Annotated in this window: 16 protein-coding genes and 7 tRNA genes; 21 read left to right on the forward strand and 2 right to left on the reverse strand. The window is 57.5% G+C overall.

Annotation, left to right across the window (positions count from 1 at the left end):
* The first annotated feature begins 146 nt into the window (after positions 1–146).
* The 9 genes from alaS to mgtE all read left to right on the forward strand — a co-directional run bounded on the left by alaS (position 147) and on the right by mgtE (position 7,122).
* The gene (gene alaS, locus F3J44_RS23260) at positions 147–2,771 is read left to right on the forward strand and encodes an alanine--tRNA ligase (protein ID WP_167059901.1); all 2,625 of its coding nucleotides are present in this window, start codon (positions 147–149) and stop codon (positions 2,769–2,771) included.
* Positions 2,772–2,856: 85 nt separating this feature from the next.
* Positions 2,857–4,092, forward strand: coding sequence for an aspartate kinase (locus F3J44_RS23265; RefSeq protein ID WP_167059903.1), 1,236 nt, complete (start codon positions 2,857–2,859; stop codon positions 4,090–4,092).
* A gap of 164 nt (positions 4,093–4,256) precedes the next feature.
* Positions 4,257–4,445, forward strand: a complete 189-nt coding sequence (csrA, locus tag F3J44_RS23270) for a carbon storage regulator CsrA (protein ID WP_003254503.1) — start codon at positions 4,257–4,259, stop codon at positions 4,443–4,445.
* A 72-nt stretch (positions 4,446–4,517) separates the two neighbouring features.
* Positions 4,518–4,608 (forward strand) — tRNA-Ser (locus F3J44_RS23275).
* A gap of 106 nt (positions 4,609–4,714) precedes the next feature.
* Positions 4,715–4,791 (forward strand) — tRNA-Arg (locus F3J44_RS23280).
* A gap of 73 nt (positions 4,792–4,864) precedes the next feature.
* Positions 4,865–4,941, forward strand: a tRNA-Arg gene (locus F3J44_RS23285).
* A 74-nt stretch (positions 4,942–5,015) separates the two neighbouring features.
* Positions 5,016–5,092: transfer RNA gene (locus F3J44_RS23290), tRNA-Arg, on the forward strand.
* 73 nt (positions 5,093–5,165) lie between these two features.
* A tRNA-Arg gene (locus F3J44_RS23295) sits at positions 5,166–5,242 on the forward strand.
* 437 nt (positions 5,243–5,679) lie between these two features.
* On the forward strand, positions 5,680–7,122 hold the full coding sequence (mgtE, locus tag F3J44_RS23300) for a magnesium transporter (RefSeq protein ID WP_167059906.1): 1,443 nt from the start codon (positions 5,680–5,682) through the stop codon (positions 7,120–7,122).
* Between the two features lie 205 nt (positions 7,123–7,327).
* Here mgtE and F3J44_RS23305 read toward each other — a convergent pair whose 3' ends face one another.
* Positions 7,328–7,654: an Arc family DNA-binding protein gene (locus F3J44_RS23305; protein ID WP_003254499.1), complete on the reverse strand. Its 327-nt coding sequence runs from the start codon at positions 7,652–7,654 to the stop codon at positions 7,328–7,330.
* A gap of 345 nt (positions 7,655–7,999) precedes the next feature.
* Here F3J44_RS23305 and phnN point away from each other — a divergent pair, with 345 nt between their 5' ends.
* The 3 genes from phnN (at position 8,000) to F3J44_RS23320 (ending at position 8,962) form a co-directional block, all read left to right on the forward strand.
* Positions 8,000–8,587, forward strand: a complete 588-nt coding sequence (phnN, locus tag F3J44_RS23310) for a phosphonate metabolism protein/1,5-bisphosphokinase (PRPP-forming) PhnN (RefSeq protein WP_167276416.1) — start codon at positions 8,000–8,002, stop codon at positions 8,585–8,587.
* 118 nt (positions 8,588–8,705) lie between these two features.
* Positions 8,706–8,809 (forward strand) — tRNA-Arg (locus tag F3J44_RS23315).
* 81 nt (positions 8,810–8,890) lie between these two features.
* A tRNA-Arg gene (locus F3J44_RS23320) sits at positions 8,891–8,962 on the forward strand.
* Between the two features lie 550 nt (positions 8,963–9,512).
* Here F3J44_RS23320 and F3J44_RS23325 read toward each other — a convergent pair.
* Positions 9,513–9,977, reverse strand: coding sequence for a helix-turn-helix domain-containing protein (locus F3J44_RS23325; RefSeq protein ID WP_167276418.1), 465 nt, complete (start codon positions 9,975–9,977; stop codon positions 9,513–9,515).
* 782 nt (positions 9,978–10,759) lie between these two features.
* Here F3J44_RS23325 and F3J44_RS23330 point away from each other — a divergent pair.
* The 9 genes from F3J44_RS23330 to F3J44_RS23370 all read left to right on the forward strand — a co-directional run bounded on the left by F3J44_RS23330 (position 10,760) and on the right by F3J44_RS23370 (position 19,540).
* Positions 10,760–11,323: a hypothetical protein gene (locus F3J44_RS23330; protein WP_167276421.1), complete on the forward strand. Its 564-nt coding sequence runs from the start codon at positions 10,760–10,762 to the stop codon at positions 11,321–11,323.
* A 79-nt stretch (positions 11,324–11,402) separates the two neighbouring features.
* The gene (locus tag F3J44_RS23335) at positions 11,403–12,131 is read left to right on the forward strand and encodes a metallophosphoesterase family protein (RefSeq protein ID WP_167276423.1); all 729 of its coding nucleotides are present in this window, start codon (positions 11,403–11,405) and stop codon (positions 12,129–12,131) included.
* Positions 12,132–12,188: 57 nt separating this feature from the next.
* The gene (locus F3J44_RS23340) at positions 12,189–12,560 is read left to right on the forward strand and encodes a hypothetical protein (protein WP_167276426.1); all 372 of its coding nucleotides are present in this window, start codon (positions 12,189–12,191) and stop codon (positions 12,558–12,560) included.
* A 23-nt stretch (positions 12,561–12,583) separates the two neighbouring features.
* Entirely contained in the window at positions 12,584–12,925 is a 342-nt protein-coding gene (locus F3J44_RS23345; RefSeq protein ID WP_205300097.1) for a hypothetical protein, read from the forward strand.
* Positions 12,926–12,988: 63 nt separating this feature from the next.
* Positions 12,989–13,273, forward strand: coding sequence for a hypothetical protein (locus tag F3J44_RS23350; RefSeq protein ID WP_167276428.1), 285 nt, complete (start codon positions 12,989–12,991; stop codon positions 13,271–13,273).
* Positions 13,274–14,856: 1,583 nt separating this feature from the next.
* Complete coding sequence (locus F3J44_RS23355) at positions 14,857–15,558, forward strand: hypothetical protein (RefSeq protein ID WP_167276431.1); 702 nt, start codon at positions 14,857–14,859, stop codon at positions 15,556–15,558.
* 802 nt (positions 15,559–16,360) lie between these two features.
* The gene (locus F3J44_RS23360) at positions 16,361–17,767 is read left to right on the forward strand and encodes an FAD-binding oxidoreductase (protein ID WP_167276434.1); all 1,407 of its coding nucleotides are present in this window, start codon (positions 16,361–16,363) and stop codon (positions 17,765–17,767) included.
* 19 nt (positions 17,768–17,786) lie between these two features.
* Complete coding sequence (locus F3J44_RS23365; RefSeq protein ID WP_167276436.1) at positions 17,787–18,134, forward strand: cupin domain-containing protein; 348 nt, start codon at positions 17,787–17,789, stop codon at positions 18,132–18,134.
* A gap of 44 nt (positions 18,135–18,178) precedes the next feature.
* Complete coding sequence (locus F3J44_RS23370; protein WP_167276440.1) at positions 18,179–19,540, forward strand: MFS transporter; 1,362 nt, start codon at positions 18,179–18,181, stop codon at positions 19,538–19,540.
* Positions 19,541–19,637 lie beyond the last annotated feature (97 nt).

A 19,637-nucleotide genomic window follows, 5' to 3' on the forward strand; every position in this document is an offset into this window, starting at 1 on the left:
GCAAGCGCCCCAAAAGCCGTCCAAACGACGCTATCTATCGCATAAACACACTGCACCTTGCTTGCAGGACCGATATAATGCGGCCCTTTGCCGTCGTTTCGTCGACGTGTTTGCCCCCAAGGGCCGCCGTTTCCGTGGAAGAACCTATGAAAAGCGCAGAAATCCGTGAAGCCTTCCTTCGCTTCTTCGAAGAGCAGGGACATACCCGAGTCGCCTCCAGTTCGCTGATCCCGAACAACGACCCGACCCTGCTGTTCACCAACGCAGGCATGAACCAGTTCAAGGACTGCTTCCTGGGTGCCGAGAAGCGCGCCTACACCCGTGCCGCCAGTAGCCAGAAGTGCGTGCGCGCCGGCGGCAAGCACAATGACCTGGAAAACGTCGGCTACACCGCGCGCCACCATACGTTCTTCGAAATGCTGGGCAACTTCAGCTTCGGCGACTATTTCAAGCGCGACGCGATCACCTTCGCCTGGACCTTCCTGACCTCCGACAAGTGGCTGAACCTGCCCAAGGAAAAGCTCTGGGTCACCGTCTACGCCAGCGACGACGAAGCCTACGACATCTGGACCAAGGAAGTCGGCGTGCCAGCCGAGCGCATGGTGCGCATCGGTGACAACAAAGGCGCCCCGTACGCCTCCGACAACTTCTGGACCATGGGTGACACCGGCCCATGCGGCCCTTGCACCGAGATCTTCTACGACCACGGCGCCGACATCTGGGGCGGCCCACCCGGCTCGCCAGAAGAAGACGGCGACCGCTACATCGAGATCTGGAACAACGTCTTCATGCAGTTCAACCGTACTGCCGACGGCGTGCTACACCCGCTGCCAGCACCGTCGGTGGACACCGGCATGGGCCTTGAGCGCATCAGTGCGGTCATGCAGCACGTGCACTCGAACTACGAGATCGACCTGTTCCAGAACCTGCTGGGCGCCGCGGCCAAGGCCATCGGTTGCAGCAATGATGGCCAGGCTTCGCTGAAAGTGGTCGCCGACCACATCCGCTCCTGCGGCTTCCTGATTGCCGACGGCGTGCTGCCGTCCAACGAAGGCCGTGGCTACGTGCTGCGCCGCATCATTCGCCGCGCTTGCCGCCACGGCAACAAACTGGGCGCCAAGGGCAGCTTCTTCCACCAGATCGTCGCCGCCCTGGCCGCCGAGATGGGCGAGGCCTTCCCCGAGCTGAAGAGCCAGCAAGCGCACATCGAGCGCGTGCTCAAGGCCGAGGAAGAGCAGTTCGCCAAGACCCTGGAGCAGGGCCTGCGCATCCTTGAGCAGGACCTGGCCCAGCTCAAGGGCGACGTGGTTCCGGGCGACGTGGTGTTCAAGCTGTACGACACCTACGGCTTCCCCATGGACCTGACTGCCGACATCGCCCGCGAGCGCGAGCTGACCATCGACGAAGCCGGCTTCGAGCGTGAAATGGAAGCCCAGCGCGAGCGTGCCCGTTCCGCCAGCGCCTTCGGCATGGACTACAACAGCCTGGTCAAGGTCGACACCGCCACCGAATTCCTGGGTTACGACGCCACCGAAGGCCAGGGCAAGATCATCGCCCTGTACAAGGACGGCCAGTCCGTCGACCAGCTGGGTGAAGGCGAGCAGGGCGTGGTGGTGCTCGACCGCACCCCGTTCTACGCCGAGTCCGGCGGCCAGGTGGGCGACACCGGTTTCCTGCAGGCGGGCGCTGCGCGCTTCGACGTGCGCGACACCACCAAGACTGGCGGTGCCTTCCTGCACCACGGCGTGGTCGCCAGCGGTGCGCTGGTGATCGGCTCGCCGGTCCAGGCCAAGGTCGATGCCGACGTGCAGCACGCCACCTCGCTGAACCACTCCGCGACTCACCTGCTGCACGAAGCGCTGCGCCAGGTGCTGGGCGAGCACGTTCAGCAGAAGGGCTCGCTGGTCGACAGCCAGCGCCTGCGTTTCGACTTCAGCCACTTCGAGGCGGTGAAGCCAGAGCAGATCAAGGCCCTGGAAGACATCGTCAACCGTGAAGTGCGCAAGAACACCCCGGTTGAAACCGAACTGACCGACATCGAAACCGCCAAGGCCAAGGGCGCCATGGCGCTGTTCGGCGAGAAGTATGGCGATACCGTGCGCGTACTGAGCATGGGCGGTGATTTCTCCGTTGAGCTGTGCGGCGGTATCCACGCCAAGCGCACCGGCGATATCAGCCTGTTCAAGATCATCAGCGAAGGCGGCGTGGCCTCGGGTGTGCGCCGTATCGAAGCGGTCACCGGTGCTGCTGCACTGGCCTACCTGAACGCTGCCGAAGAGCAGGTCAAGGAAGCCGCGCAGCTGGTCAAGGGTAACCGCGACAACCTGATCGACAAGCTGTCGGCTGTGCTTGAGCGCAACCGCCAGCTGGAAAAGCAGCTTGAACAGCTGCAGGCCAAGGCCGCCAGCGCCGCCGGGGATGATCTCTCCAACGCGGCCGTTGAGGTCAAGGGTGCCAAGGTGCTTGCCGCCCGCCTGGATGGGCAGGATGGCAAGGCCCTGCTGGCCCTGGTCGATCAGCTGAAGAACAAGCTCGGCCACGCAGTGATCCTGCTGGGCAGTGAGCATGAGGGCAAGGTCGTGCTGGTGGCCGGCGTGACCAAGGACCTCTCCAGCCAACTCAAGGCTGGTGACCTGATGAAACAAGCCGCTGCGGCAGTGGGTGGCAAGGGCGGTGGCCGTCCGGACATGGCCCAGGGCGGTGGCGTCGACGTCGCCGCGCTGGACCAGGCCCTGGCGCTGGCCGTGCCGTTCGCAGAGCAGGGACTTTGAGATGAGGGGGCGGGTGGTCTAGTCATCCGCCCCGTCATGTTGGATGGTTTTTTTGAGGCCCTGTATGGGCTGAGGCACCATTGAAATGGCGTTGATCGTACAGAAATTTGGCGGCACCTCTGTCGGTTCCATCGAGCGGATCGAGCAGGTAGCCGAAAAGGTCAAGAAACACCGTGAGGCGGGCGACGACCTGGTGATCGTGCTGTCGGCCATGAGCGGTGAAACCAATCGCCTGATCGACCTGGCCAAGCAGATTACCGATCAGCCGGTTCCTCGCGAACTGGATGTGATCGTGTCGACGGGTGAGCAGGTCACCATCGCGCTGCTGACCATGGCCTTGATCAAGCGCGGTGTGCCAGCGGTGTCCTACACCGGTAACCAGGTGCGCATCCTCACCGACAGCGCGCACAACAAGGCGCGCATCCTGCAAATCGACGACCAGAAGATTCGCGCCGACCTCAAGGAAGGCCGGGTGGTCGTGGTTGCCGGTTTCCAGGGCGTCGACGAGCACGGCAGCATCACCACCCTTGGCCGTGGTGGCTCCGACACCACCGGCGTTGCCCTGGCGGCCGCGCTGAAGGCTGACGAGTGCCAGATCTACACCGATGTCGATGGCGTCTACACCACCGACCCGCGCGTTGTGCCGCAGGCCCGCCGCCTGGAGAAGATCACCTTCGAAGAGATGCTGGAAATGGCCAGCCTCGGTTCCAAGGTGCTGCAGATCCGCTCGGTGGAGTTCGCCGGCAAGTACAACGTTCCGCTGCGCGTGCTGCACAGCTTCAAAGAGGGTCCAGGTACCCTCATTACCATTGATGAAGAGGAATCCATGGAACAGCCGATCATTTCCGGTATCGCCTTCAACCGTGATGAAGCCAAGCTGACCATTCGCGGCGTGCCGGACACCCCGGGCGTTGCCTTCAAGATCCTCGGCCCGATCAGCGCCGCCAACATCGAAGTGGACATGATCGTGCAGAATGTCGCGCACGATAACACCACCGACTTCACCTTCACCGTACACCGCAACGAGTACGAGAAGGCGTTCAGCGTGCTGGAAAACACCGCGCGCGAGATCGGTGCCCGTGAAGTGATCGGCGACACCAAGATCGCCAAGGTGTCGATCGTCGGCGTTGGCATGCGCTCCCACGCCGGTGTTGCCAGCCGCATGTTCGAAGCCCTGGCCAAGGAGAGCATCAACATCCAGATGATCTCCACGTCCGAGATCAAGGTCTCGGTGGTGATCGAGGAGAAGTACCTGGAACTGGCCGTGCGTGCGCTGCACACCGCGTTCGAGCTCGACGCCCCTGCCCGACAGGGCGAATAAGGCGTTGCCGGGAGGGCGCGGCAAGGCCGCGCCCTTCGCGTTTCTGGCTGCCACGCAGGCCCTGTCCTGTCGGCGGGGTGGCCAAGGGCCCTGGGGCGTCGTCCGCGCCCCAGGGCTGTCATCCAAAGACTGTTACCCCTGAATGTTCGTGTAAGGAGAAAGCTATGTTGATTCTGACTCGCCGGTGCGCCGAGAGCCTGATCATTGGAGACGGCGAGATCACCGTGACGGTGCTTGGCGTCAAGGGAAACCAGGTGCGTATTGGCGTCAGCGCCCCTAAGGAAGTGGCCGTTCACCGCGAGGAAATCTACCTGCGGATCAAGAAAGAGAAGGACGAGGAGCCAAGCCTTTAATTTTTTTGAAGTTTTTTTCAAAAAAAGGGTTGCAAACGAGGAAGAGCTTCTTTAATATTCGCCTCGTGTTGCGGTGAGGTGGCCGAGTGGCCGAAGGCGCTCCCCTGCTAAGGGAGTATACCTCATAAGGGTATCGGGGGTTCGAATCCCCCCTTCACCGCCATTATTTGCTTAGGTCGCTGTAAACGGTAAGAACGCTAAGTCGTTGAATTTAAACGAAAAAGTTCTTGCAAAAATGTTTCAGCGGTCTATTATGCGCGGCAAGACACGGACTCATAGCTCAGCTGGATAGAGTACTCGGCTACGAACCGAGCGGTCGCAGGTTCGAATCCTGCTGAGTCCGCCACTTTTGAAGTGGCTTTGCTTACAAAGCTGCTTCAAGCCCACCAGTGGTAATCTGGTCTAAAACTACCAACCACGGACTCATAGCTCAGCTGGATAGAGTACTCGGCTACGAACCGAGCGGTCGCAGGTTCGAATCCTGCTGAGTCCGCCACTTTTTGAAGTGGTTTTGCTTGCAAAGCTGCTTCAAGCGCACCAGTGGTAACCTGGTCTAAAACTACCAACCACGGACTCATAGCTCAGCTGGATAGAGTACTCGGCTACGAACCGAGCGGTCGCAGGTTCGAATCCTGCTGAGTCCGCCACTTTTGAAGTGGCTTTGCTTACAAGGCTGCTTCAAGCCCACCAGTGGTAACCTGGTCTAAAATTACCAACCACGGACTCATAGCTCAGCTGGATAGAGTACTCGGCTACGAACCGAGCGGTCGCAGGTTCGAATCCTGCTGAGTCCGCCATACATCAAGAAGCCCGCTCATTTGAGCGGGCTTTTTGTTTTTTCGGCCCGCTGAATTGTTGCCGATCTCCATCTAAGCTCTCCTGTATGAACCATGGCGCGGCCGGGTGTCGCGAAAGGGGTGCAAGGCGGCTGGCGAGCAATCCAGCGCCGCAAATGCACCCAGGCACATGCAAATGTGCTTCAAACGCGAAACGCACCGTCGCACTGATGGCTTCGAGCGTTGTCCTAGCTTTATGACGCAAACGCTTGTTCTGGCCAAAATTTTAAGCGATCTGACAGCTTAGGCAGTGTATGATTGCGCCCGTCAGCCCCGCCGGGGCTTGTGGAATACCACCATGGACTTACCCAGTAGTTACTCCCTAACAAGATTCATACAGCCAGATCTGACCGATTGATTCTCCCGGCGTGCTCCGCTGCTGGGAGTGGAGTACGCCTATGACCGAAGTAGAAGTAAAGAAAGCCCAAGACAGCCTGCAGGATCGCCTGGCCCAGGTGGTCGAACTGCTGCAGCGTCAACGTGTGGTGGAAGACCTGACGCACCGTCAGGAAGGGCAGCACAACGACCTGGTGGAAAACCTGGTCCACCGGCAGAACCTCGTCGAGCTGCAACGCAAGCTCGATGACCTGCACCCCGCCGATATCGCCTACATCCTCGAAGCCTTGCCCCTGGAAGACCGCCTGACGGTCTGGCAGCTGGTGCGCTCGGACCGCGACGGCGACATCCTCCTCGAAGTTTCCGACGCTGTGCGCCAGTCGCTGATCGCCGACATGGACGATCACGAGCTGCTGGCCGCCGCCAAGGAAATGGACGCCGACGAACTTGCTGACCTGGCCCCCGAGCTGCCGCGAGACGTCGTCCACGAGCTGATGGAAAGCCTCGATGCCCAGCAGCGTGAGCGCGTGCGCTCGGCGCTGAGCTACGACGAGGAGCAAGTGGGTGCATTGATGGACTTCGAGATGGTGACCATCCGCGAGGATGTCAGCCTGGAAGTGGTCTTGCGCTACCTGCGCCGCCTCAAGGAGCTGCCCAACCACACCGACAAGCTGTTCGTGGTCGACTACGGCGGCATCCTCAAAGGTGTGCTACCGATCAAGCGCCTGTTGGTTAACGACCCGGAGAAGAAGGTGGCAGAGGTCATGGCGACCGACCCTGTGTCTTTCCACCCCGAGGAAGATGCCTACGACGCGGCCCAGGCGTTCGAGCGTTACGACCTGGTATCGGCGCCGGTAGTGGACAAGAGCGAGCGCCTGATCGGCCGTTTGACCATTGACGAGATGGTCGACCTGATCCGTGAGGAGAGCGAGAGCGAAGTGCTCAACATGGCGGGCCTGCGCGAGGAGGAAGATATTTTCGCCTCGGTCTGGCGTTCGCTGCGCAACCGTTGGGCGTGGCTGGCCATCAACCTGATTACCGCCTTCGTGGCGTCGCGGGTGATTGGCCTGTTCGAAGGCTCGATCGAGAAGCTGGTGGCCCTGGCGGCGCTGATGCCGATCGTGGCGGGCATTGGCGGCAACTCCGGCAACCAGACCATCACCATGATCGTTCGCGCCATGGCGCTGGACCAAGTGTCACCAGGCAACACCAGCCGGCTGATGCGCAAGGAGCTGGCGGTTTCGCTGCTCAATGGCCTGATCTGGGGCGGTGTGATCGGTATCGTGGCGTACCTGCTGTACGGCAGCTGGTCGCTGGGTGTGGTAATGACCGCGGCGATGACCTTGAACCTGCTGTTGGCCGCGTTCATGGGCGTATTCATCCCGATGACGCTGATGCGCCTTGGCCGCGACCCGGCCATGGGCTCGAGCGTGATGATTACCGCGGTGACCGACAGCGGCGGCTTCTTCATCTTCCTGGGGCTGGCGACGCTGTTCCTGCTCTGATACGCCACGCTCCTATGGAATATAACTATCTGGCTTAAATGGTATTTCTGTAGGAGCGGGCTTGCCCCGCGAAGCAGGCACCGCGGTGCATGGCGCCGGCTACGCCGGTGTTCGCGGGTCAAGCCCGCTCCTACAGAGGGGCTGGATCAGCGCAACGAAAAAAGCCAGCTTACGCTGGCTTTTTCGTGTTTGCTTGCTACCGACCTCAGGAGGCGTCGGCGGCCATTTCCACATCGTGAGCGATGAGGGCCACCAGCGCGTTCTGCTGGCGGTGGGACAGTTGGCGGAAGCGCTGCAGCAGCTCGCGCTCGTGCAGTGAAAGCTCCGGGCTGTCCAGGCGCATGCTCAGCTCGTCACCCAGCGCGCCTTCCTGGATAAGGCTCTGCTCCAGGCGTGCGATGATTTCGGAGTTCATGCTGCGGTGGTGGTTGCGCGCTACCTCGGCAATGCGCTCACGCATTCCGTCTGGCAGGCGGACGACGAATTTGTCTGCGGTGCGGCTGGAATAAATAGCCTGTTTCATTGGGCGCATATAAATTGACCGGTTTTTGGTTCAGGGGAAAGCGGTTCTCAAATTGGCCGCACGGGATGGAGCTACGACCGTGGCGACGACAAAATGTTCAACCGTCATCAAAATATTGGTGTCATCTTGCCTCAGGTCGCCGTTTCCTTGGCGTCAATTCTGTGACAAATAGTGAGTGGGATAAAGGCTTTTTGCCAGTACCAATTATCAGAAATGAGCACTGGTTTGAAAAGTTTTACTCCAGTCACACCATTTTCACCGTCAGACCTTTGCCGTCAAAAACCTGTAAAACGCAGCAAAGCGCTAAGAAAACACCTAGAATGCGCGGGTTTCCTTTCATAGAGCATAGTGGCTATGCAACATGACGCAAGCACTGGAGGCGACACCGCTGGTCGCCTGGTATTCCTGATAGGACCGTCCGGTTCGGGAAAAGATTCCCTGATCGACGCCGCCCGTGGGCCATTGGCCGAGGCGGGGGTGGAAATTGCCCGGCGTGTGATTACCCGCTCTGCCGAAGCCAAGGGCGAAGCGGCCCACGGCGTTACGGCGCAGGGCTTCGAGCAGCTGCGCGCAGAGGGTGCCTTTGCCATGCATTGGCGGGCCAATGGCCTGGACTATGGCATCCTGGCCCTGGTCGACCAGTGGCTTGCCCAAGGCCATAGCGTGCTGGTCAATGGCTCGCGCGCTTACCTGCCCGAGGCTCGCCGGCGTTATCCCAACCTGTTGGCGGTGTGCCTGGAAGTCGAAACCGCCGTGCTGCGTGAGCGGCTGCTGGCCCGCGGGCGGGAAACACCGCAGGAAGTCGATCAGCGCCTGGCGCGCAATGCCAGGCTCCAGGGCGAAGCCGACGGGGCGGTGCACCGGCTGGACAACTCCGGGGCGCTGGACGAGGCGGTGGCGGCGCTGCTGGCGTTGCTGCGCAAGGAAGGGGTGATCCATTAACGGGTTCAGAAATGCCCTACGTGCAAAAAGCCCGATTGAAGCATGACAAACGGCAGTGCGCTGGTTAACATGCTCGCCATCCAGCCGTGCAACGCTCGTTGCTCATTCTTTTCGTCTCAGTAGCTCAATTGGATAGAGCATCCCCCTCCTAAGGGGAAGGTTGCAGGTTCTTATCTGGGGTGGGGTGTAGTCTCCTATTGGGATGCCTGTATCGTTCCTCCACGCAGTCAAGGGGAGGGTATAGGGATGTGCGGCTTTCCTATCTATTTGTTTTTCCGTAATATGTGCTGCTCAGCTTGTCGTGTCTCCTTAGTTTAATGGATAGAACGAGCCCCTCCTAAGGGCTAAGTGCAGGTTCGATTCCTGCAGGGGACGATTCCATCAAGGTCTTGCGCTCACACCGATCCAGGTGCGCTTCTCACTACTCCCAGAACCTAAGCGCTGCCTAGCTCTACTGTGAGCCGGTTGAGATCTAGGTTTCGCATACCCCATCTCATTAACAGTCCTCGTTCGGCACTTGCAGCGGAACTCTCGGATTCGTTGAGCCATAGCTACCCATAGAAGTCGTCGCTAGGCGTTCAAAGCACAGCCCTGACAAGCCTAAAGCACCTAATCTCTTGCGCCTATCGCTCGCACTTCTCAGCGCTTCAAGCGGAAGATGTTCGGCCGCGCCAGATTCGTTGCACCGTCGAAGCTGATGTTCCGTTTGCTGCAACTGTCTCTTTCTGAATCAATCCTTGTTCGCGGCGCCGCAGGACTGTCTGAAGCTTGTCGGCGGCGAGGCTCCGGCCAGTCTGTTGAGGTTTTTCTGCCTGGCTGGGCTGAGGGGAGATAGTTGACTTCAAGCAATTGATGTCTTTCGTTTGCCTCTAGGCTCTGTGGAGCCAAGTGCACTGGCGGCCCTCAAGGCGGCTTACCCAACGCGTCAGGATTTCGACCAGTATCTATGCACAGTCGATGTCGGAAGGCCTAGCTCGCGGGCTGCTTCAGCCTGCGTTTTGCCCTGCTGCTTCAAAGTTTGCACTGCACTTACGCGCTCAGCATCTGCCTTGGTGCCGCGTGCTCTTTTCGCGAGAGTGCCACCTGGCAGATTTGCCTTGATGATCTCCAGAGCTCCCGATGCGACGAGTTCTTTGAGTTCATGTTGAGCCCGCTCAAGCTCCATTTCTGGTGACTTTTGGTCTCGCACTGCCAGGCACAATCCGAGAAGAGTCAACACGCTGATGCCCAAAGACTCGGACAGTTTGAGCAGGGTAGGCAGGGTCGCTTGGGCATCGCCCCGCTCAATCATGCTCAGATGCTTAGGATTTATCGTGCTTGAGAGAGCTTCGTAACGAGCCCCTTTCAATTGGCGGATCACCCGTAGCGTCGCGGCTAGCTCTTCCTTCACGTTTTGCATCTCAAAAGGAAGGATAGAGCCATAGACCGTTTATCCCACCAAACATCGTCCGTTGCGGTTGGTGGGACAAATCCTTATGATGGCCCTTCGGTGCATGGCGCGCCGGCCATCTTGCGATGGACGCCAAGTAGCCTCTGGTATGGGGCTGCGCGTGAAACCGTCCTGGTGGGCTTGGATAGGGCCAGGTCAGGCTTGGACTAGGGTTTGAAACCGTGTTTGTTACCTATAGCAATGACCTCCAGGGACAGTTCAGAGCCCCGGAGGCTACGCGGATGCTTTGGCGATCCGTAGACATCAGTCGATGTGAGTATTCATTCCTCATCGAAGGGATGGGCATAGAGGATGGATGCATAGGGCCAATTGCCCATTTGGTAAATGATGTCCCTACAGTGCAAATGATGCAGACGGCTGAGCTAGGTAATTTCCTCAGCGTCAGCAAGATCCACATCATCACTCCTTCTGAAAAAAATGGTCGCGGGTCGTACGCAATGGAGCTGCTATCCGAGATCCGGATACAAGCCGGCACGGAGTCTAGGCCGGTGTACGAATTCATCACCCAGGGTGGGGAGGTTTACTCCAGTGCGAGGCAAGCAAGGTCGCCCGTGAGCGCCTGAGCTCGAAGACACTTTCCGCCTGCTCATGGGGATGATTTAGGGAACAGACTGTTTCAGGTCTGTTTTTCGTTTATCGCGCAGCTGATCCAGCGCATCGACGCACACTGCTTTCGAGGCGGTGGGGAAGCTTGCGCGCTGTAAAAATTGCAGGAGCAGATTTTGTTCAAGTTTGATTGCAGGCAGGTCACCGGGGTGATCGAAACCCTCCATGTCTCGAGCACGGAGCAGGGCACGGTAACGGCCTACATGGTCATCGATGGGCAGGTGCTTCCCAAGGTGCTGCTACCAGGGAAAATCTATGAAGAGCTCGACAAGGGGCAGCGAGTGACCTTGTACGGCATCTTCACCAAGAAGAAGGACAAGATGGAGAACCAGGCGGTCATCTACGCGATGAAGACTCCTGCTGGCAGGCTGGTAGCGGCAAGGCAGTACCAAGTAAAGGTGCCGATCATGATCATCCTCGCTGCGTTTCCGCTGATGCTGGTCGCTTTCATCGCTGGGTGTGTGATCTTTCCATATCCAATCGTCTGGCTTACTGGGCATGAGACAGCTGCCTATGTCATGCCTGCGACCATCAAGTCGGCTGTGGTGCTTTCGGTGCTGTCCGGACTCTTCATGATCGGGTGCGCAATCAACTTCATCCGGAAGAGCAACGACCCAGAGGGCTGGGCGCCGATCGGTATTGCCGAGCTTTCTCAGCGCTTCAGTAAAGCCTTCAAGTAATTGTTTGTAGCCAGGCCTCCACTCCGTTGGAGGCACTGGATTAGCGATTAGCCTGCCGATACGGAGACCAGGCGATACGATGAGAATTACGGTCTACTCAGATCTCCATCTGGAGTTCATCGACTTCCAACCTCCAGCCACAGATGCTGATTTGGTCATCCTGGCCGGCGACATCTCTGTGCGTGGTCGGGGAGTGGCGTGGACGAACGATACCTTCGAATGTCCGGTGATCTACGTCTGCGGGAACCACGAGTTTTACAAGGGCCACATAGACCGGACGTTCACCAAAATGCGCGACGCGGCTGCTGAGCATGTGCACATCTTGGATAACCAGATCCTCATCATCGGTAACACGCGCTTTCTGGTCGCGACAGCCTGGACGGATTACACCGCCACTGGCGACTACAAGACTGCGATGAGGGTGTGTGCCGAGTGGATGACCGACTTCAAGAGGATCCGGATCGGGGAGGGGTACAGCAAGCTTCGACCTGTGGATCTCATTGCTCGAAACATCGCCACTCGAGAGTTCCTAGCGACAGAGCTGGCAAAGGATTTCGATGGCAAGACCGTCGTAGTTACGCATCATTGCCCCATCCAGGATGTCGCCGGCGATGGTCATGATGGGCATCTTGGCGCGGCGTACTTCAACCAATGGCACGACCTGGTTGCTCAAGCTGATGTCTGGGTTTTTGGTCACACGCATCAGGCGGTCGACACGGTCATTTCCGGCTGCCGACTCGTATCGAACCCTAGAGGCTATCCAGGCGAGCGCACCGGCTTCTCGCCGGATTTCACCATCGAGATTTAAATTGCCGTGGGACGCTGTGCGAGCGACGAACACCAGCGGCAGAAGTAGGGATAACGAATGTCAGACGAAGTCGTCATCGAATATCACGTCAAAGAGTTCTCGGATTTCCAGATCAAGCGAATCGCTTGCGCCATGGTGCAGAAGTATCCGGTGCCGATCACTGCCTACCTGAGCGATGTGTTCATCTCGTCAGAGTGCGCCGCAGGAATCGTCTTTGGCCACAACGATCCAGGGCCCTACGAGCAGCATGCGGACGGGCACATTCTGCAGACCGCACCGATCTACGAATTGCGAAAGTTCGGACGGTTTTGGGTGGCGTTCACGAAAAGCGGCAACTACGTACTGGCCACATTCAAGCGAGGCTTGGGGAGGAGAAGTTTGAGGGCGCTTATTGCCAGTGCTGACAAACCAGATTCGCCAGCTGCTTGATGGAGCCACCTAGGAGGATGCACATGGTTAAACAACGAGCACCGCTTTCCACATCCAAGATCATCGATGCCTCGCCATCGGCCATGCCCAGCACGGTAGCCAAGGCGATGCAGATCGATTTCGATTTGGAGGTCACGGCGTACTTGTCTTCGGTTGAGTATGGGCCGAATGAGCTCTTCCTGAGAGGAGTAGTCTTCGGTGACCAGGAGCGGCGTTTTGATGATGGCGATCCCATTCGCACTTCCAACATCGTGACTTACGAAGAGCTCAAGGGATACGTATTCGCGCGCACCCTCAACAGCACATACGTTGTCTGCGACTGGGCAGCAGATGGTGCGAGAGGGGGCTCGAAGGCTCAGCACTAGCAATGTCAGCTGAGCTTTTGCTCTGGTGATTCACCAACTGGCAGCGGCGAGGGGGAATAGCAGATGAAGGTCGTTAGCGAGACCGATCCAGGTACCGTCACAGATGTCATCTGCGACATGTGTGGAGACTCAACACGCGTTGCGGCCGGCGAGCTGCAGTTCGGGACGATGCATGCGTCATGGGGAGAGGGCTCATCACATCGCGGTGAGACGTACGAGCTCCACCTGTGCGAGAACTGCTTTTTCGTCCAGGTATCAACCATGCAGCGCACGCGTTGGATCGGCGTGATGTTTGAGGACGACGGTGATGACATCTTGAAAAATCAGGCTTACGGTCGCGTTGGGTAACACTGCGCCTCATATGATAAGAAATGATACATACAACCTGAGATGAATGGCTGGCCGATCAGCTATGGACTGCGGCGTTTTTGGCAGCAAAACAATTTAGCACGCGGGACTGTGAATTGGGACAGCCGACGTGGAGGAGGTCAGTTGGTCGTGACGACATTCACAGAGCTTTCATCTAACTGCTTAGCTCGGATCGCCTAGTTGCTTCGCCCAAAAGCCAGAATTAAATCACCGTCCCATAAAAATCCGGTGAGCGTTTTATCGTGAAAAAGGTTTGTCGGGGCAAAGAAAACCAGAGTTTAGTAGTTCTCCTATGCTACAGCCTGTGCCGCTCGAGACGTGTCATCGACAAGCTTGGTCATAGTGACGGTCTTCAGGAATCTTTTGAATAAAATTGGCCATGACTTACCTTTCCCATCGCTCGCCTTGAACACGAAACTCAAGAGCTTTTTTGGTCTGCTAGTGGTAGTTGCGACCTACGCAGATGATGTTGCGCAGTGGGCGCGGCAGTAGCGCTTCGACCTTCGCGTCGGGAACCTAGAAGGACTCGTCACGCAGACATGGCAGCAACTGCTCCTTTGCGTTTCGTCGAACCAGTTCCAGCACACCATCCTCCTTGTGATTTTTCCGGCAACGTGCCAGCAGAGCATGTGCCCGAAAACCTGATGCATCTCTTCAATTCCAAGGATGCCCTTTCCAAGGGGGCGCATCCATGTTTGCAAGGGAATCGGCTTAGACATTTTCCATCAGAGGAATATTCGTACCATGCGTAAGTGGTTCTTCCATAAGAGAGGTGTAGTCGCAGTTTGTAGTGAACCTTGACCCACGGATCGTAAAGTGGATTGCCGTCCTTCAGGGGCAGTGGTTGTGGATTCACGAAAAGGTGGGTGAGGTTCATATGGGCCTGTGAGAATCCTTTGTTGAGTTGGCGCGCGTGAAACGAAAGCCTCGCTTCTCCAGCAGTTTAGTGCCTATTGCGCGAGGTTTAAATGCCTCTAGGCTTCTACCCCTTGGGATGACGGGCCCTTTAAGACACAAAGCGTTACTAATTTTTTTAATGGCGATGGGATGCCGGGCTTAGGCTTTGCAAGTGGCGAAATTCAAAGGCCTGGAACCCGGTTAAGATCAGTGCCGGCTTTCGGTATAGAGGCTCGGAATTACTCAGCCTATTGCGAACCAACAGCCGGTAAGATAGCCTGTTGCAGTTAGTATTCGAGGTTTAGTTTTGCATTTATATGCTGGGCCACCGCTGTATCTTCATTGATTGGAACGCAATGTTCGGCCCGGTAACGATTTGGCTTTTCTCTTGCTGACCTGGCGATCGTGACCTTCGTTAGTCCAAGATGTCGTTCCCCAACTTGCTGGAGGGTGCGATGATAATTATCGACCTACAATTGATGGTAATGGGGTTCCTCGGTTTGAGGGGCTTTAGCTATGCCTGTGAGTATTCTCCTCCCCCCGCGGCATGAGAAATCTGCGTTTCTCAAACTCTCTGTGTCCTGAAAATATGTTAATGGTGCAAATCATCGCGCTCTGTCGCGATGCCCCTCAATAGCCTCGGTTATTGGGTGATGGAGGCTCGTATGAAAAAAATTGTTCTGACTCGCAAACAAGTTTTCGGGTATTGCGCGGTTTCAGTCTGTGTCCAGCTGGCTATCTTGAGTATCTGGGTGGCCACGGTGGCTGAGGCTCAAATTGAGGCTCTTGAGCTCGCCGTGCTTTTGATTGCCGGAAGCATGCTGGCAAGTTTGGCAACGTTGATTTTCCTGGTGCGTCGCGAATCTTTCACGGGGTGTATCATCGAAGAAATACCAGCGTCTCGCTTGGCCTCCAATGCGATCATGAGTATATGCGCAGAGTCCAGAACGCTTGTAAGCGCTGCCACCTTGATGCATCACCAGGAGTTTATCTATGCGTGGCATGACCAATTAGAACCGTCATCGTTAGCGGCACTAAAGTCGTTTGATGCACTTTCTCATTGCAGTTTCAAAAGCTCGCAGCAGCTGAATAAAGCCCATTCGGTTAGATATCACTATGAGCGACTCTTGGCAGCGGGTAGAGCCTATGCAGCGGTGTCTCGACACCTTGCTAAACCTAGGTTCGCCAAGTTGGTGGAGTCTGATGAGCTGGAAAATGTTTTGAGCTGCGTGCGAGATCACTGGCGCACCAAGCTGCAGGCGCGTTACGCAAACGTATCATCCGCAATATCCAACTATCACGGAACAAGTCTCGTCCAACTCAAAACCAAGGAGGCTGGAAAGGACGTTAATGTTGCGGAGGTCTGAGATGAGCGGTGCGATCATTGATGTTCTGTATGTGTCGGGCTGCATCTCGTATGTAGTAATGGCCGTCTGGTTTTTCACGAGAAATGAACGTGACGGCTTGTGACGGCGACGACTCAATCAGTCCTGGCGAAAGTGGATGAGCGTCGCAACCACTCTGTATGCAGTTAAGCAGTGTTTAGCGAAACGAAGACGTGGAAGGGGTACCCGTCAATACGCTGGATAAGAGTTTGGGCTAGGATTGGCCCACTGCAGCGTCACTCTTTTGATTGGTGTCGAAAATCAGGCCTATTTCGGTGACTCTCATTAGAGTCGCGGCACTTTCTTCGTGGGCGTATCACGCGCGGAGCGACGGCGCGTGGTCACGACGGCACGTCGCCGGGAAAATCTCAGGCAAATAGCTAGCTGGAGGGTGATTCGAACGCCGCAATCAGAGTTCCTGGGCTACGCGAATCTCTGGAAGAACCGCCCTCCGACGCAGGCGTGAGGAAGGTGCTACCAAGAGCTGTTCATGGTTGCCGTTAACCGCCCACCTGAGCCGAGAGGCCGCCCTCGCGCTGCACAGTAACCCGGGCGGCCCGCTAGGTTTGAGCCATGGTTACTTCGTCCGAGATCAGCGGGACGGGCAAATGCTGCGGAGCCCGTGCCCTGAAAGCTCTTTCTAATGCTGGGCAAGGACGGCAAAGGCTGCGCTCCACTTCGTGCGATCTTATAAGTCCGATCTTCGCGATTCCTAATTACGACCAATAGGCTATGCCCCCAGGCAACGTGAAACTGTGCAAAACAACACAGTGGAACTCCTCCCATGCGCCTGGCCTCTTCTCGCCCTCTGACGCGTAGCTACTGGCTGCAGAGTCTGCAGGAAAACCTACAACCCACATTGGCTCTGGAAGGTGAACACGACGCCGACGTCGCTATCATTGGCGGTGGTTTCGTGGGGCTGTGGACGGCGCTCACCCTCAAGGAGCGCGACCCCAATATCAACGTTGTGGTACTGGAGCAGGATATTTGTGGTGGCGGGGCCTCCGGACGAAACGGCGGATTTGTCATGTCCTGGTGGCCCAAGATCGGCTCCCTGCTGAGCTTCTGTACCAAGGAGCAAGCACTGTTCTTGGCGCATGCTGCCGAACACGCCATCACTGAGTTGGGCGAGTTCTGTGAGCAGCATCAGATTGATGCGCACTATGTGCGTAGAGGCTGGCTCTGGACGGCGACAACGCCGGCTCATATTGATAGCTGGAACAGTACGCTTGAATCGTGTGCTCGACTTGGCGCTGCCCCCTTCGAACGCCTGACAAAGGATGCTGTTGCGCAGATGTCTGGCTCTGACGTGCACTTGGCTGGGGTTTTCGAGCGCAGCAACGCTACCGTTCAACCGGGTGCCCTGGTTCGCGGAATGCGAGCAGTAGCCCTTCAGGCCGGTATTCGTATTTTCGAACAAACGCCTGTCGGTAGTATTGAACCGGGCAATCCCGTACGCCTCGTCTGCACCAAAGGCCACGTGAGTGCCCGTTCAGTGGTGCTCGCCAACAATGCCTGGGCGGCGTCGGTTCCCGAATTGGCCAAGCTCATTGTTCCGGTAAATAGCTCCATCGTGGTGAGTGAGCCGATTCCATCGCGGCTAGAACAAATAGGGTGGACAGGGCAGCAATCGATTACCGACTCGCAGTTGATGGTGGACTACTACCGCACCACGCGAGATGGACGCATCGCGTTTGGCAAAGGTACAGGGGCACTGGCTTATGGTTCGCAAATCGACGAGACCTTCAGCAGCCACCCAGAGAGCATCGCATTGACGGAAGCTGACTTCCGTCGCACGTATCCGAGCCTGGCTTCCACCCCGATTACAAGCGCCTGGTCAGGCCCCATTGATCGCACCTACGACAGCCTTCCGGTGTTCGGCACCTTGGGCGGCAGCCCGAACATCCATTACGGAATCGGGTGGAGCGGTAATGGCGTGGGCCCTAGCCGACTCGGTGGCCGGATCCTTGCCAGCCTGGCCCTCGGGGTCAAAGACGAGTGGAGCACGTGCCCATTGGTCGGGCGCAGTTGCAAGACATTCCCCCCAGAACCTTTCCGCTACTGGGGCGGTAGCGTCGTCAGAAATGCCGTTATTCGCAAAGAGCGCGCTGAGATGAGCGGTGCTCGACCCTCCGCTATTGACCGAATGCTGGCAGGGCTTGCTCCCGCCGGCCTTGAAGACAAAGCCTGACCATACAGGAGCCAACGACATGACCCCGATCATTAAACGCCTTGCAGCCGACACCAGGTTCTCGGTTTCCACCCCAGTCGCCCAACCACTGGGTGATTTGGTTTCCCAAACCCGTGTTGCCCTTGATGATGTCATTGAAGACCCACGTTTCTCGCTGGGCATTTGGGAGTGCACCCCAGGTGCCTGGAGGCGTCAGGTTCTCCAGGCTGAATACAGCTACTTCATTAGCGGGAAAGGTATTTTCACGCCTGACGAAGGGGAGGCCATTCATTTCGAGGCGGGCGACGCCGTTTACTTCCCGCCGAACACTACAGGCGTGTGGCAAATCGAGGAAACCGTGACCAAGCACTACTTCATCGTCGGCTGACCGGCCTTCGCACCTCCCATAATTTCAATAAGAAAGGTCGCTATATGAGCGTGTTCGACATCATCGAGAATTCGCCCGTCTCCAAGTTTCATCGCAAGCTTCTTCTTGCCTGCTGCGGTGGCCCTTTCCTCGACGGATACATCCTCAGCCTGATTGGCATTGCCTTGATCGGTTTCGCCCATGACATCCCGGCATCGCCCGTTGAGACTGGTCTCATCGGCGCTGCTTCGTTGTTGGGCATTTTCTTCGGCGCCACAGTGTTCGGAGCCGTCACCGACCGGATTGGTCGAGAGACCATGTACGCCCTGGATTTGACGGTGCTCATCGTCGCCTGCGGTCTGAGCGCTTTCGTGACTGATGCCTGGCAGCTCATTGCACTGCGTTTCGTTATCGGCTTGGCTGTGGGCGCTGATTACCCGATCGCAACCTCGCTGCTCACTGAGTTCACGCCTTCGAAACGCCGTGGTTTCATGATTGGACTTTCCGGTCTTGCCTGGTCGGTCGGCGCGATGACGGCGTTCGTAGTGGGCTACCTGGTTGTGAAGTTCAGTGGCGATCACAGCTTGTGGCGCTGGATGCTGTTTAGTGGTGCTGTGGTCGGTCTGATCGTCGTCATCATGCGCCGTGGCATTCCTGAGTCGCCGCGCTGGCTGGCCAGCAAGGGGCGTGTTAAGGAAGCGGAAGAGGTCATTCGCCAGGTCTACGGCAAGTCGGTGAAGATCACCCAGCACGACATTGATCAACTCAATGACGGTGGTCGTCCTCGCTCCATGCTGGCCGACCTGAAAATGATTTCTTCGGGCGGTTACCTGAAGCGCACCATCATGTGCGGCGTACTCTACTTTGCTCAGATTACCCCTCAGTACGTGCTCTACACCTTCGGCGGCATGATCCTGATTTCCGCCGGTATCAAAGGCGCAAACGCGTCGACTTTGGGAGAGCTTCTGATCGCCACGCTGTTTGCCATTGGTGTCATACCGGCGCTTAAACTCGTGGAAACCTGGGGGCGCCGCCCTATGGTGTTGGTGCCATTCGCGTTGATGGCGATTCCGTTATTCGCACTGGGTCTGTGGGCGGACGCACCGGCCTGGTTCATTATCGGCGCCTTTGCGTTCTATGCCTTCGTTTCGGGCGGGCCGAGCATCCTGGAGTGGATCTACCCCAATGAGCTGTTCCCGACTTCTGTGCGGGCCACTGCGGTCGGTGTGGCTGTAGGTTTCAGTCGGATCGGTGCAGCGACAGGTACATACCTGACGCCAATTGGCATCGAGTCTATTGGTCTGCAAGCGACATTGATGATTGGCGCAGGGATTACGTTGCTAGCGTTCTTCGTGTGCCTGGCCTGGGCACCGGAGACCAAGGGGCGATCTCTTCAACAATCAGCGTCGTTGAGCATGGCAACTTGATTGAACGCTCCAAGCACAGTTCTGGCTCGACGCCCAATAGGCGTCGCTGCTAGGGTGGGATCTGAGTCCGGCGGGGTTGGTGGCAGCTTGTCACCAG

Source organism: Pantoea sp. Tr-811 (assembly GCF_011752535.1).
GTDB lineage: Bacteria > Pseudomonadota > Gammaproteobacteria > Pseudomonadales > Pseudomonadaceae > Aquipseudomonas.

Bases quoted from the DNA above. Each gene is read 5' to 3' on its own strand.
- alaS (WP_167059901.1), top strand. From the start codon at position 147: ATGAAAAGCGCAGAAATCCGTGAAGCCTTCCTTCGCTTCTTCGAAGAG.
- F3J44_RS23265 (WP_167059903.1), top strand. From the start codon at position 2,857: ATGGCGTTGATCGTACAGAAATTTGGCGGCACCTCTGTCGGTTCCATC.
- csrA (WP_003254503.1), top strand. From the start codon at position 4,257: ATGTTGATTCTGACTCGCCGGTGCGCCGAGAGCCTGATCATTGGAGAC.
- mgtE (WP_167059906.1), top strand. From the start codon at position 5,680: ATGACCGAAGTAGAAGTAAAGAAAGCCCAAGACAGCCTGCAGGATCGC.
- F3J44_RS23305 (WP_003254499.1), bottom strand. From the start codon at position 7,654: ATGCGCCCAATGAAACAGGCTATTTATTCCAGCCGCACCGCAGACAAA.
- phnN (WP_167276416.1), top strand. From the start codon at position 8,000: ATGCAACATGACGCAAGCACTGGAGGCGACACCGCTGGTCGCCTGGTA.
- F3J44_RS23335 (WP_167276423.1), top strand. From the start codon at position 11,403: ATGAGAATTACGGTCTACTCAGATCTCCATCTGGAGTTCATCGACTTC.
- F3J44_RS23340 (WP_167276426.1), top strand. From the start codon at position 12,189: ATGTCAGACGAAGTCGTCATCGAATATCACGTCAAAGAGTTCTCGGAT.
- F3J44_RS23345 (WP_205300097.1), top strand. From the start codon at position 12,584: ATGGTTAAACAACGAGCACCGCTTTCCACATCCAAGATCATCGATGCC.
- F3J44_RS23350 (WP_167276428.1), top strand. From the start codon at position 12,989: ATGAAGGTCGTTAGCGAGACCGATCCAGGTACCGTCACAGATGTCATC.
- F3J44_RS23355 (WP_167276431.1), top strand. From the start codon at position 14,857: ATGAAAAAAATTGTTCTGACTCGCAAACAAGTTTTCGGGTATTGCGCG.
- F3J44_RS23360 (WP_167276434.1), top strand. From the start codon at position 16,361: ATGCGCCTGGCCTCTTCTCGCCCTCTGACGCGTAGCTACTGGCTGCAG.
- F3J44_RS23365 (WP_167276436.1), top strand. From the start codon at position 17,787: ATGACCCCGATCATTAAACGCCTTGCAGCCGACACCAGGTTCTCGGTT.
- F3J44_RS23370 (WP_167276440.1), top strand. From the start codon at position 18,179: ATGAGCGTGTTCGACATCATCGAGAATTCGCCCGTCTCCAAGTTTCAT.